Raw genomic sequence first — 13,483 nt, forward strand, 5'->3', positions numbered from 1 at the left:
TTTCCTGTCGGATGACCCGACACGTAAACAAAAATTTGTAAATGAAATCGGAAAAGCCTACGAAGATATTGGCTTCGTAGCATTAAAAGGGCATTTTTTAAATGACCAATTAGTAGAAAATTTATACCGTGAAGTGCGAAATTTCTTTTCGTTACCCTTAGAAACCAAATCAAAGTATGAAATCCCAGGAATTGGAGGACAACGTGGTTATGTTTCTTTTGGAAAAGAACATGCTAAAGGACGCTCTGCTGGAGATTTAAAAGAGTTTTGGCACTTTGGACAATACGTGAGTGACGATTCAAAATATGCTAGTGAATACCCTAAAAACGTTACAGTTAACGAATTGGCTAATTTCAATTCAACAGGAAAAGAAGCGTACCAAATGCTTGAAAAAACAGGAATCTATGTTTTAAGAGCTTTGGCTTTACACATTGGTTTAAACGAATTCTATTTTGACAATTTCATCAAAGACGGAAACAGTATTTTACGACCAATTCACTACCCTCCTATTACTGACGAACCTAAAGATGGTGCGGTTCGTGCCGCTGCTCATGGCGACATCAATTTGATTACCTTATTAATGGGAGCTCAAGGAAAAGGGTTACAAGTTCAAAATCATAATGGTGATTGGATTGACGCGATGGCACAGCCTGACGAATTAATGATTAATGTAGGTGATATGTTATCCAGACACACCAACAATAAATTAAAATCAACTATCCATCAAGTGGTGAATCCACCTAGAGAATTATGGGGAACGTCTCGTTATTCGATTCCTTTTTTCATGCATCCTGTTAGCGACATGCCTTTGGATTGCCTAGAACAATGCATTGATGCAACACACCCCAAACAGTTTGAAGACATTACTGCTGGCGAATACTTAAATGAACGATTAGTGGAATTAGGATTGATTAAAAAATAATTAACAATTAATAATTCATAATTGATAATTGACAATTAAATGGACTTACAAGAACAATTAAAAAACCTATTCCCTGATCACCAAATTTCAAATGAGCCTGAAGTAGTTGCCGAAAACGAACACGAATTATACGTTCAAGCGGAGCCAATGATTTGCAAATTCGAAAAGCGAAAAGGTAAACCCACCACCATAATTGCTGGATATGAAGGTGCTGACGAAGATTTCAAAATTTTAGCCAAAGAAATTAAAAGCAAACTCGCTGTGGGTGGAACATTCAAAGATGGAGAAATTATCATACAAGGTGACTATCGCGATAGAATTATGAAAATGCTACAAGAGAAAGGTTTTAAAACCAAACGCGTAGGTGGATAAATTCGATATACGAAGTACGATATTGGATTTACGAAGTTAAATTTTACACCTAAAACAAACATGATAAAATCATCAGAATTGATATTAAATCCAGACGGAAGTGTGTATCACTTGAATCTGAAACCTAAAAATATTGCCCACGATATTATTTTTGTTGGTGATACTGATCGTGTGGAAAAAATAACGCAATTCTTTGATAGTATCGAGTTTTCAATTCAAAAAAGAGAATTCAAAACTCAAACAGGGATTTATAAAGGCAAACGATTAACCGTGCTTTCTACTGGAATTGGCCCGGATAATATTGACATTGTCTTGAACGAATTAGACGCCTTGGTGAATATTGATTTGAACACGCGTCAGCCTAAAGAACAATTAACTTCTTTGAATATTATTCGCATTGGAACCTCAGGCTCCATTCAAGCGGATATTCCTGTGGATAGCTTTGTGTTGTCTCAATTCGGAATTGGTTTAGACAATATGTTGCGATCCTATATAGTCGATGCCGTAACGCATACTGATATGGAAGACGCTTTTATGACTCACACCCAATGGGATGTGCGCAAAGGGCGACCTTATGCGATTGCTTGTTCTGAAACCTTGGAAAAAAGAATAGAAAGCAACCAAATGCACAAAGGAATCACATGCACTATTGGTGGGTTTTACGGTCCTCAAGGACGTGTATTGCGTTTACCTATTCAAGATAGTGATTTGAATTCCAAAATGGACAACTTTGAGTTTAAAGGCAACCGAATTACCAATCTCGAAATGGAAACGACTGCTATATACGGACTTTCGGCCTTGTTAGGACATAATGCCTTGTCCTTGAATGCTATTATTGCCAATAGAGCTAGTGGTACTTTCAGCGAAGACCCTACCAAAGCGGTTGATGAATTGATTGCTTATACCTTAGATAAATTAGCTCAATAAACCGTTTATGACTTCTTTAAAGATTGTTGGCGTTCCGGAACATTTCAATTTGCCTTGGCATATTTGCCTTGAGCAAGGCGAATTTAAAAAAGAAAACATCGATTTGCAATGGACTGATGTCCCTGAAGGAACGGGTAAAATGTGCCAAATGCTTCGCGATGGAAGTGCTGATATTGCAGTGATTTTAACCGAAGGCATCCTCAAGGATATTGTTAATGGAAATCCGTCTAAAATAGTGCAAGTATATGTAAAATCGTCATTAATATGGGGGATTCACGTGGCGGCTCAATCCAATTACCAAACGCTGGCTGATTTAGAAAATACCAAAGTAGCCATTTCACGCCTAGGTTCAGGCTCGCAATTGATGGCCTATGTCAATGCCAAAAACCAAGGGTGGAACACTAACGAATTACAATTTGAAATTGTCAACACCATCGATGGCGCAGTAACTGCTTTGACCGAGGGTACAGCTAATTATTTTATGTGGGAACATTTTATGACGAAACCGCTAGTGGATAACGGGATTTTTAGACGGTTAGCCGACTGCCCTACTCCTTGGCCTTGCTTTGTCATTGCCGTTCGCGAAGAAGTCCTAGCTACACAGCCCGAAGCCATTGCAACACTTCTTGATATTATTAATGCCAAAACACGAGATTTTAAAGCCATACCCAACATTTCAGACCGTTTATCCACTACCTACCACCAAAAAATAGAAGACATTAACGAATGGTTGACCTTAACCGAATGGTCTCAAGAAAAAATAGACTTAGATTTACTAGAACGCATTCAAAGGCAATTAGTAGAGTTGCACATTATTGATAGTACCCTTCCTGTGGAACAGTTGGTATAAACGAATGTTTTTTTGTAGCACCCTTTTATCTTCTCAACTCATATTGTCCCGCTATTCGCTATATCCCCTAGCGGGGCTAGAAAACCCGTTTATTTTTCAGCACAAAAAATGCAACCGTAGTTGCTTTTTTATAATTGTTTTTAATTAATTTTTATTTGTTGGCACAAGCGAGACGCTTGCGCCAGCGGGAGGAGATTATCAATATAGTAACTTATTGATTTGGAGTCATCACTAACTTTGATACACTACCACTTTGATACACGACCGGTCAATTTGACCGTTTTTTCCACATTACCACCAATTTTCCCAAAATGGTGGCGGATTATTAAGTTCGCCTAAAATTATTGCCATAAGAAGAAAGCCAAATATTGAAGTAATTACATAAATACCCGTAATGAAATTTAATCTTTTAATGCGGTCTTGATTTTTTTCATATAATGCGTCTTCTATCTCTGATATGGTTATATATTTATTATATCTAATAACCGTAAATAATAAAACAGGCAATGAAATGAATAATGTACACCATTTATTTTCAAAAAGAGACAATTTAAAAAGTTTTTGCATTAAAATTAAAATACCAACAACATTTAAAGATAAACATACTGCTGTTAAAGCTTGACCTGAAAATTCATTCAAATCTTTTTCATATCTTCGGTAAAAAGTATAACAATTATAATAAACTACATCTATAAAATATATTTTTCTATTCTTCATCTATATGTTCTTGAATATGTTGTCCTATGTCTTTCCCCCGCTCCCGCGCGAATCCTTTCGTGTGGTTTTTATGATTTAAAATTCTACTCTCGCTACGCAAAGTCTCCTGACTTTGAACTAACTGAAATCAAACTTACTAATAAATTAAATACAGAGCATAAAAAAACTCCATCATTGCTGATGGAGTTTTTGGTTTTGAAACAATTTTCTTATTTCCAACCACCGCCTAAGTCTCTGTAAACATATACTGAGGCGTTAATTAGCTCTTTTTGGGTATCTACCAATTCTAACTTTGCTTCTAAAGCATCACGTTGTGTCATCAACACTTCAAAATAATCTACTCTCGCTGATTTAAACAAATCATTAGAAACCGAAATAGAACGGTCCAAAGCCCCTACTTGTTGGGTTTTCAAACTGAAACTTTTTTGTAAGTTCTCAATTTTTGACAATTGATTTGATACTTCTAAGTACGCATTTAAAATTGTTCTCTCATAATTGTATAAGGCTTGAAGTTGACGTGAGTTGGCGCTTTTAAACTCAGCTTTAATCGCATTTCTATTGATTAAAGGAGCTGCCACATCGCCTGCTAGAGAGTACAATAAGGATTCGGGTGTTTTAAACAAATACGACGATTTGAACGCATTCCATCCTACTGAAGCCGAAATATCTAAGGAAGGATAAAACTCGGCTCTAGCCACTTTCACATCTAATTTTGCCGCTTCTAATTGCAATTCGGCCTGTTTGATATCGGAACGATTCGCTAATAATTGCGATGGGATTCCCGCTTTTAATTGTGAAGGCAAAGCGCTTACTAAATTCGTTTTGTCTCTTTTAATTTCCTGTGGATAACGTGCCAATAAAAAGTTGATTTTATTCTCCGTTTCTTTTATTTTTTGAAGAATATCAAACTCCATACTTCTAGAAGTCAATACTTCGGCTTCAAATTTCTGAACGGCTAATTCGGTAGCACGTGCTGCCTCTTTTTGGATTTTTACAATTTCCAAAGCATTCTTTTGAATTGCAATACTTTGTTTCACAATCTCCAATTGGTTATCGTAAGCTAACAACTCATAATACGAGCTCGCTATTTCAGCAACCAAATTAGTAATCACAAAGTTTTTACCTTCAACTGTAGCCAAATAACGACTAAAGGCTGCTTTTTTACTGTTGCGTAGTTTCTTCCAAATATCCACTTCCCAATGCGCATAAGCAGCTAATTTATAATCTTGTAACGCTTCAGGGAATTCGTGTCCCGGACTAATTTCTGTAGAAGCGTCACCTGCACCTTGGCTGGTATAACGCCCTACTTTTTCTACTCCTGCTCCAGCGCCTAAGCCTACAGTGGGTAGCAAAGCCCCTTTACGCACTCGAATATCGTTCTTGGCTATTTCAATTTCTTGTAACGTAATGGCCAATTCTTGATTGTTTTTTATGGCAACGTCAATTAAATCAACCAAATTTTTGTCCTTAAAAAAATTGTGCCATTGTATAGTAGCCAATGTTGCTGTATCTTTTGAAGAAGCAAACGCTTCTGGAAGTGCAGCAGTTGAATTTACCGGCTTAATTTCGGGTGCTTTACAGCTAATTACCGCCAGACATAAGCCTAGCGGAATAGCATATTGAGGTATCTTTAGTTTAAACATTGTTATCAATTTCTTCTGTTAATGGATTTTCTTCTTCATTTTTTACAAATTGGGTTTTCTCTGAAATTCTGCCGAATATATAATACAATCCAGGAATTACTAATACCCCACAGATGGTACCCAAAAGCATCCCTCCTGCTGCTGCAGAACCAATAGTTCGGTTCCCAATCTTTCCAGGTCCAGAGGCAAAAACCAATGGAATCAGTCCTGCAATAAAAGCAAAAGAAGTCATCAAAATAGGACGGAAACGCACTACAGCACCTTCCATAGCGGCTTGTAATACCGAAGCACCTGCTCTGTGCTTTTGCACAGCAAATTCCACAATTAAAACGGCATTTTTACCCAATAATCCAATCAACATAATAAAGGCTACCTGAGCATAAATATTGTTTTCTAATCCAAATATTTTTAGCAATAAGAAAGAACCAAAAATACCTGCTGGAAGTGATAATATAACCGCAAATGGCAAAATAAAACTTTCGTATTGAGCGGCTAGAACCAAGTACACAAATAGCAAACAAATCAAGAAAACAAAGATAGCTTCATTCCCACGACCTACTTCGTCTTTTGAAATACCCGCCCAATCAATTCCATAACCTCTTGGTAGTTTTTGTTCGGCTACTTCTTGAATTGCTTGAATAGCAGCGCCACTACTGTAACCAGGTGCCGCTTGACCGCTAATTTCAGAGGCGTTATACATATTATGACGTGTAATATCATTCAATCCATATACTTTTTCCATTTTAGCAAAAGAAGAAAATGGCACCATTTCATCACGATTATTTTTAACATACAATTTCATGATGTCTTCAGGCAGTGCTCTGTATTCAGGAGAGGCCTGCACAATGATCTTGTATTGTCTGTCGTATTTGATAAAGTTGGTTTCATAGGTACTTCCTACCAATACAGATAAGGTATTCATTGCATTCTCAAGGCTTACTCCTTTTTGTTGTGCAATATCATTGTCGACTTTAATCATGTACTGTGGATAACTCGCACTGTAAAAACTAAATACAGAAGACAATTCAGGGCGTTTACTCAAATCTTTTACAAAATCATTGCTGATAGTTTCTAATTTTTTATAATCGCCACTACCCGCTTTATCTAGCAAACGTAACTCAAATCCCCCCGCAGCACCATAACCTGGTACTGATGGTGGTTGAAAAAACTCAATCGTAGCTCCTGAAATATCTTTAGATTTTTCTTCTAATTCTTTCATAATTTCAGAAACCGAATGCGTACGATCTTCCCAACTTTTTAGATTAACCAAACAGGTTCCTGAATTTGATCCCGTACCTTCTGTTAAAATTTCGTAACCCGCCAGTGACGATACAGATTGTACGCCTTCTACTTTTTCGGCAATTTTTTGTAATCGTTCCGCAATTTCATTGGTTCTTTCCAATGATGAACCTGGCGGTGTTTGAATAACGGCATAAAACATTCCTTGATCCTCATTGGGTATAAACCCTGAAGGCAAACTATTGTTCAGGAAGAAAATACCTATACAAAACCCAATCAGAACCGTAAACGTCAACGTTCTACGGGTAACTACTTTATGAAGAATATTGTTATACTTATCCGATAAACTATTGAATCTATTATTAAAGCCATCTAAAAATTGATCCATTGGCGTTTGCTTTTTGACTTTTCCGTGATTGTTTTTCAACATCATCGCACAAAGTGCAGGTGTCAACGTTAAAGCAACAATACCTGACAAAATAATGGATGTAGCCATAGTGATGGCAAACTGACGGAAAAAGATTCCCACTGGCCCCGACATAAAAGCAACCGGAATAAATACCGCTGCCATTAAAAAGGTAATTGCGATAATAGCCCCACTAATTTCGTGCATCGCTTTTTTAGTCGCTTTAATTGGTCCTAAATGGTGTTCTTCCATATTGGCGTGTACTGCTTCGATAACCACGATGGCATCATCGACGACGACCCCAATAGCTAATACAAGAGCAAATAAAGTTACTAAGTTGATCGTAATTCCGAAAAACTGCATAAACGCAAAAGTTCCAACCAAAGAAACAGGAACTGCAATAGCAGGAATTAAAGTAGATCGCCAATCGCCAAGGAATAAAAACACTACTAATCCTACCAAAATAAAAGCTTCTACTAAGGTGTGGATTACTTTTTCAATAGAGGCATCTAAGAATTTAGAAACGTCATAACTAATCTCATAGTCTACTCCTTTAGGAAAGGTAGTTTTCTTCAACTCCTCCATTTTAGCTTTCACGTCTTTAATAACCTGACTTGCATTACTACCATACGATTGTTTTATCGTGATAGCCGCTGATGGACTTCCATTCAAATTAGAATAAATATCATACATCGAACTTCCAAACTCAATATTGGCTACATCTTTTAAACGTAGAATTTCGCCATCTGGAGTAGCACGTAAAACAATATTTTCGTATCCTTCTTTGGTGGTAAACCTACCAGAATATTTCAACACATATTCAAAAGCTTGAGAACGTTTTCCTGAACTTTCTCCCGTTTTACCTGGAGATGCTTCTAAACTTTGTTGATTTAATGATTCTAATATTTCATCTGCCGAAATCTTATAGGCTAACATACGGTCAGGTTTCAACCAAATACGCATTGCATATTCACGGTTACCCAAAATATCAGCAACTCCTACTCCATCAATCCTTTTAATCTCAGACAACATATTGATATCGGCAAAATTGAATAGGAATTTTTGATCCATAGTAGGATCTTTACTGAATAAGTTGATGTACATCAACATATTCGGTTCTTCACGAGTAATTTTCACCCCTTCACGAACTACAATTGGAGGTAATTTATTGACTACCGAAGCGACCCTATTTTGAATATTAATCGAGGCTTGATTGGCATCGGTACCTAAATTAAAAATTACATTGATACTAGCTTCTCCGTCGTTTCCAGCGGTTGATGTCATGTATTTCATTCCCGGAACTCCATTTATGGCTCTTTCTAAAGGAATAATTACCGACTTAATCATCAACTCATTATTAGCCCCTGGATAAGCCGCTACAATATTCACCTTAGGTGGTGATATAGCGGGAAACTGTGTAACTGGTAAATTGGTTATTGCCAATATTCCTAAAAGCACAATCATCAACGATATTACTATCGAGAGTACTGGCCTTTGTATAAATTTATTAAACATAGATTTATGATTTAAAAGGATTCAATTTATTCTGCTTTTAATCTCAAATGGGAAAGAACATCCTGAGGTTTCTGATAAACAAAGCTAATTTTATCATCATCATTTACTTTCTGAACTCCTTCAAGCAAAATTTTGTCGGTGACAGCAACACCATTTTTTATTACATAAAGATCCGGTAGTTCACCTGTAATTTTAATTTCTCTAGATTTTACAATATTATTTTCATTTACAACAAAAACATATTTTTTGTCTTGAATTTCGTAAACCGCTTTTTGAGGAATAATCAACGTATTTTTAACTGGTACCGTCATCAATACTTTACCTGTTTGTCCGTTTTTCAAGAGTTTATCTGCATTAGGGAAACTCGCTCTAAAAGCAATATTACCTGTTTCACTATCAAATTCACTTTCAATAACTTCTACTTTGCCTTTGTATTTAAAAGTTTCATTATTGGCTAAACGCAAACTAATGGTGTTGCTCCCACGTCCACTTTTATTAGTTTGATATTCCAAATATTCAGGCTCAGAAACATTAAAATAGGCATACATTTTACTATTATCTGAAAGACTCGTTAATAATTCTCCCTCATCAATCAAACTACCCAATTTTTTAGGAATACGATCAATTGTTCCTGAAAAAGGTGCTCTAATCTCAGTAAAAGACAAATGCAATTTAGCCAATGCCACTTCAGCTCTAGCCTGCTCTAATTTGGCCTGTGCCATTGCTTGTTCATTTTTAGACACTACATTTTTATCAGCCAATGTTTTCGTATTTTGCAATTCAATTTCAGCGGCTTTAGCCTCAGCCTTAGCTTTCAGTAACTCCGCTTCATAAATTTTAGGCATAATTCGAAATAACAACTGTCCCGCCTGAACATATTGTCCTTCATCAACATAAATATTTTGTAAAAATCCCTTTTCTTGAGCTCTCAGTTCGATATTTCTAACCGAACGGATTTGGGATACATATTCCTTTGTAAAGGAAGTGTCTATTCGTATAGGATTGGTAACAGCAAATTTACCAACATCTTCTTTTTTTTCTTTTTTGGGTGTGCAACTAACGATACATAACAGGACTAAACCCGTGAATAAAGATATTCTCTTCATGGTATAAATAATAAATTAAAGGATTGAATAATACAGATAGTAGATTCCTAAAAAATAAAATTATAAACCAATTTGTAAAAGAATTATCTCATATAAAAACACAATGAAGTAACTCTACAATACATAAAGTAAATACTATTTTAAGAATCTAATTTGGAAGTTTTCAGATTCTAAAAACACTGTTTTTGAGGTATATAGGCGAAGATAATAAGCCTAAAGCAACATTAGTTGGATTGTTATTGTGATGACAATCTGATACTAAAATAACAGGAAAGTCGAACTGCCAATTGGTAAGCCAATTATTTAGAGGTACTACCGGAGTATGACTATCAACATTATCATCATTATGATAATCTTCTTCTAATTCAATATCTGTGTATTCAAACACATTGAATGTCTGCTCTTTTGTTTTAAATTGTTGGGATTGATTTTTCTGAAAAGCACACGTTATGATGTTAACTGAGTGAAGTCCTTTGGCAGCAAAAGAGAAATCACTCGCGTAACCCGACAGGAAAAAACAAAACGATATGAAGAATGTAAGTATTCGCATCAGCGGTCAAAATTAAATAAAAAATACAAGCAAAATTTTATTTTATATTTTTTATAACATCTTAAAAGAAAATCTCAAAAACCACTTTATTTATTGTGTACTTTTTTTGTTATGAAAAACGAGAATACTACATTTGAGACTTATTAAGAGACAGTATGCCACGATTCAAAGAAAACGATTTACCAAAATCAAAAATTACTTTAAGTGCCCTTCAAAAAGCAACGCTCATATTCCAATATTCTGGAAAACACCGTTGGAAGTTTTATGTAGGTCTAGTATTCTTGTTACTTACTGGAGGTACTGCTTTAGCTTTCCCAAAATTGATGGGACTTTTGGTTGATTGTGTTAAAAATAAAGACACTGCACAAGCTAATTTTATAGCATTAAGTTTAGTGGGTATTTTATTTATGCAATCTATTTTTTCGTTTTTTAGATTGTCTTTATTTGTCAACTTTACAGAGAATACTTTAGCTAATCTTCGTTTGGCTCTGTATAGTAATTTGGTCAAACTTCCTATGTCGTTCTTTTCTCAAAAACGTGTGGGGGAATTGAATAGCCGAATCAGCTCTGATATTTCACAAATTCAAGACACCTTAACTTCTACCATTGCTGAGTTTTTAAGACAATTTATTCTGATTGTGGGTGGAATTGCTTTATTGGCCACAGAGAGCCTTAAACTTACTATTTTAATGCTTTCTGTTGTTCCTTTGGTTGCCATAGCCGCAGTAATTTTTGGACGATTCATTAGAGGGTACTCTAAGCAGGTACAAGATAAAGTGGCCGAAAGTCAAATCATCGTGGAAGAGACTATGCAAGGCATCAGTATCGTAAAAGCGTTTGCTAACGAATGGTATGAAATTACACGGTACAAAACCAAAATCAAAGAAGTCATTCAAATTGCCATTAAAGGCGGGAAATACCGTGGGTACTTTGCCTCTTTCATTATCTTTTGTCTTTTTGGTGCTATCGTAGCCGTGGTTTGGTATGGGGTACAATTGAGTATCGCCGGCGAAATGAGTGTAGGTCAATTAATATCGTTTGTATTGTATTCTACTTTTGTTGGCGCTTCTTTTGGAGGTGTTGCCGAATTGTATGCACAAATTCAAAAGGCAATTGGTGCTACCGAACGTGTTTTTGAATTGTTAGACGAAACGCCTGAGAAAATTAATGGTACTACTACTCACGAATCTATTGAAAAAATTAGTGGTAATGTGAGTTTCAAAAATGTAGCCTTTCAATATCCTTCAAGAAAAGAGATGAAAGTCTTGAAAGACGTTAATTTTACCGCTCAATTTGGACAAAAAATAGCTATTGTAGGACCCAGTGGTGCTGGAAAATCAACTATTGCTTCGCTTTTATTACGATTCTATTCCATTGCCGAAGGAAGTATTGAAATTGACAATAAAAACATTTACGATTACGATTTGGAACAACTCCGAGGCAATATGGGTATTGTTCCTCAAGATGTTATTCTTTTTGGCGGAACCATTCGCGAAAACATTGCGTATGGAAAACCTAATGCTACCGAAGATGAAATTTTGGCTGCAGCCCAACAAGCCAATGCCTATAATTTTATAGAAAGTTTCCCAGAAAAGTTAGATACTTTAGTAGGAGAACGTGGCGTAAAATTATCAGGAGGTCAAAGACAACGTATTGCGATTGCTAGAGCATTATTGAAAAATCCAAGTATTCTAATTCTAGACGAAGCCACTTCTTCACTAGACAGCGAAAGTGAAAAACTAGTTCAAGAAGCATTGGAAGTTTTGATGGAAGGAAGAACAAGTATTATCATTGCGCACCGTTTGTCTACTATTCGTTCCGCAGACCAGATTTTAGTGCTAGACCAAGGTATAATAGCAGAACAAGGTACCCATCAAGAATTGATTGCTTTAGAAAATGGGATTTATAAGAATCTAAGTAATTTACAATTTAGTAATTCATAAAAAACAAAACGCCATTCAATTGAATGGCGTTTTGTTTTTATAAGCTTTTGCGGCGGCTTCGTTCTGCTTTTATCATCGATAATTCACGACTCGTTTGTCCCGCTACCGAAGTATTTTCTTCAGCACGACGAATCAAATATGGCATCACATCCTTAACTGGACCAAAAGGCAAATATTTAGCTACATTGTATCTGTGAGCTGCTAAATTATAACTAATATTATCACTCATTCCGTACAATTGTCCAAACCAGATGCGTTCGTCATTCGTTTTGATACCTTTTTCTTGCATCAACTTCATTAAAGTATACGAACTGGATTCATTATGAGTTCCCGCAAAAATAGCCATGGTATCTAAATGTTCCACCATATACAAAACAGCTGCATCGTAGTTTTTATCTGTTGCCTCTTTTGAAGCGCAAATTGGCGTAGGATACCCTTTTTCTTCTGCTCTTGCATTTTCCTTTTCCATATACGCACCACGTACTAGTTTCATTCCGATATAAAATCCCTCTTGTTGCGCTTTTTCGTGTAATTTTTTCAAATAATCCAAACGATCCCAACGGTACATTTGCAAAGTATTGAAAACAATTGCTTTTTCTTTATTGTACTTCTGCATCATTTGAGCAACCAAATCATCCGCTGCGTCTTGCATCCAACTTTCCTCGGCATCAATCAACAAAGCAACATCTTTGTAATGAGCCGTTTTACAAACCAAATCAAAACGATCGACTACTCTATCCCACTCTTCTTTTTCTGAAGAAGTCAAAGTTGCTTTCGCTCCCACTTTTTCATATAAATCCAATCGACCTAAACCAGTTGGTTTAAAAACAGCAAAAGGAATGGCTTGGCGTTCTTTGGCGAATTCAATTGTTTTTAAGGTCATGGCTAATGCGGCGTCAAACTGCGCTTCTTCTTCTTTCCCTTCTACAGAATAATCCAACACAGACGAAACGCCTTTGGTAAACATTTTATCTACTACCGAAAGGCAATCGTTCTCATTAACACCTCCGCAAAAATGATCAAAAACAGTTGCTCTAATCAAACCTTCTACTGGTAAATGCGCTTTGATTGCAAAATTAGTTACCGCTGTTCCAATACGAACAAGTGGCTCATTGTCAATCATTTTGAATAAAAAATAGGCTCTATCCAACTCCGTATCACTTTTTAAAGCAAACGCAATTTGTGTATTATTGAATATATTTTCCATTAATTGTTATATTTTTTTACAAATATAGAGAGAGTTTTCAATACTATTAATCAAAAAATCCCTTATTTTGCGTTCTCAATTAAAAC

11 protein-coding genes are annotated in these 13,483 nt (G+C 35.9%); 5 read left to right on the plus strand and 6 right to left on the minus strand.

The genetic code is table 11. The annotated features are described in order from the left end of the window. From Q0L65_RS01395 to Q0L65_RS01410, 4 genes are all read left to right on the plus strand, one after another. The coding region (locus tag Q0L65_RS01395) for a 2-oxoglutarate and iron-dependent oxygenase domain-containing protein (RefSeq protein ID WP_296682615.1) at positions 1–922 on the plus strand (922 nt) is incomplete at its 5' end. Between the two features lie 39 nt (positions 923–961). Further along, positions 962–1,294 carry a translation initiation factor gene (locus Q0L65_RS01400; protein WP_296682616.1) on the plus strand — a complete coding sequence of 111 codons (333 nt, stop codon included), beginning with the start codon at positions 962–964 and terminating at the stop codon, positions 1,292–1,294. Between the two features lie 60 nt (positions 1,295–1,354). After that, entirely contained in the window at positions 1,355–2,221 is an 867-nt protein-coding gene (locus tag Q0L65_RS01405) for a nucleoside phosphorylase (protein WP_296682618.1), read from the plus strand. A gap of 7 nt (positions 2,222–2,228) precedes the next feature. After that, the gene (locus tag Q0L65_RS01410) at positions 2,229–3,071 is read left to right on the plus strand and encodes a substrate-binding domain-containing protein (RefSeq protein WP_296682619.1); all 843 of its coding nucleotides are present in this window, start codon (positions 2,229–2,231) and stop codon (positions 3,069–3,071) included. A gap of 291 nt (positions 3,072–3,362) precedes the next feature. Here Q0L65_RS01410 and Q0L65_RS01415 read toward each other — a convergent pair whose 3' ends face one another. The 5 genes from Q0L65_RS01415 to Q0L65_RS01435 form a co-directional block, all read right to left on the minus strand. Then, positions 3,363–3,788, minus strand: a complete 426-nt coding sequence (locus Q0L65_RS01415; RefSeq protein ID WP_296682620.1) for a hypothetical protein — start codon at positions 3,786–3,788, stop codon at positions 3,363–3,365. Between the two features lie 209 nt (positions 3,789–3,997). After that, complete coding sequence (locus Q0L65_RS01420) at positions 3,998–5,431, minus strand: TolC family protein (RefSeq protein WP_296682622.1); 1,434 nt, start codon at positions 5,429–5,431, stop codon at positions 3,998–4,000. Beyond that, positions 5,424–8,591 carry an efflux RND transporter permease subunit gene (locus Q0L65_RS01425; RefSeq protein ID WP_296682623.1) on the minus strand — a complete coding sequence of 1,056 codons (3,168 nt, stop codon included), beginning with the start codon at positions 8,589–8,591 and terminating at the stop codon, positions 5,424–5,426. Before Q0L65_RS01425 ends, Q0L65_RS01420 begins: the two co-directional genes overlap by 8 nt. A gap of 26 nt (positions 8,592–8,617) precedes the next feature. Beyond that, on the minus strand, positions 8,618–9,697 hold the full coding sequence (locus Q0L65_RS01430) for an efflux RND transporter periplasmic adaptor subunit (RefSeq protein ID WP_296682624.1): 1,080 nt from the start codon (positions 9,695–9,697) through the stop codon (positions 8,618–8,620). Positions 9,698–9,860: 163 nt separating this feature from the next. Then, positions 9,861–10,247: a hypothetical protein gene (locus Q0L65_RS01435; protein ID WP_296682626.1), complete on the minus strand. Its 387-nt coding sequence runs from the start codon at positions 10,245–10,247 to the stop codon at positions 9,861–9,863. A gap of 155 nt (positions 10,248–10,402) precedes the next feature. Between Q0L65_RS01435 and Q0L65_RS01440 the strand changes: the two genes are divergently transcribed. Then, positions 10,403–12,190: an ABC transporter transmembrane domain-containing protein gene (locus tag Q0L65_RS01440; RefSeq protein ID WP_296682628.1), complete on the plus strand. Its 1,788-nt coding sequence runs from the start codon at positions 10,403–10,405 to the stop codon at positions 12,188–12,190. 37 nt (positions 12,191–12,227) lie between these two features. Here Q0L65_RS01440 and Q0L65_RS01445 read toward each other — a convergent pair whose 3' ends face one another. Then, positions 12,228–13,397 (minus strand): proline dehydrogenase family protein, encoded by a 1,170-nt coding sequence (locus Q0L65_RS01445; RefSeq protein WP_296682630.1) that lies wholly within the window; start codon positions 13,395–13,397, stop codon positions 12,228–12,230. Positions 13,398–13,483 lie beyond the last annotated feature (86 nt).

This window comes from Flavobacterium sp. (assembly GCF_024642105.1).
In the GTDB taxonomy this organism is placed as follows: domain Bacteria; phylum Bacteroidota; class Bacteroidia; order Flavobacteriales; family Flavobacteriaceae; genus Flavobacterium.

What these genes read in the sequence shown, in the direction of transcription:
- Q0L65_RS01425 (WP_296682623.1), bottom strand. Translation starts at nt 8,591, where the DNA reads ATGTTTAATAAATTTATACAAAGGCCAGTACTCTCGATAGTAATATCG.
- Q0L65_RS01405 (WP_296682618.1), top strand. Translation starts at nt 1,355, where the DNA reads ATGATAAAATCATCAGAATTGATATTAAATCCAGACGGAAGTGTGTAT.
- Q0L65_RS01400 (WP_296682616.1), top strand. Translation starts at nt 962, where the DNA reads ATGGACTTACAAGAACAATTAAAAAACCTATTCCCTGATCACCAAATT.
- Q0L65_RS01440 (WP_296682628.1), top strand. Translation starts at nt 10,403, where the DNA reads ATGCCACGATTCAAAGAAAACGATTTACCAAAATCAAAAATTACTTTA.
- Q0L65_RS01415 (WP_296682620.1), bottom strand. Translation starts at nt 3,788, where the DNA reads ATGAAGAATAGAAAAATATATTTTATAGATGTAGTTTATTATAATTGT.
- Q0L65_RS01410 (WP_296682619.1), top strand. Translation starts at nt 2,229, where the DNA reads ATGACTTCTTTAAAGATTGTTGGCGTTCCGGAACATTTCAATTTGCCT.
- Q0L65_RS01435 (WP_296682626.1), bottom strand. Translation starts at nt 10,247, where the DNA reads ATGCGAATACTTACATTCTTCATATCGTTTTGTTTTTTCCTGTCGGGT.
- Q0L65_RS01430 (WP_296682624.1), bottom strand. Translation starts at nt 9,697, where the DNA reads ATGAAGAGAATATCTTTATTCACGGGTTTAGTCCTGTTATGTATCGTT.
- Q0L65_RS01420 (WP_296682622.1), bottom strand. Translation starts at nt 5,431, where the DNA reads ATGTTTAAACTAAAGATACCTCAATATGCTATTCCGCTAGGCTTATGT.
- Q0L65_RS01445 (WP_296682630.1), bottom strand. Translation starts at nt 13,397, where the DNA reads ATGGAAAATATATTCAATAATACACAAATTGCGTTTGCTTTAAAAAGT.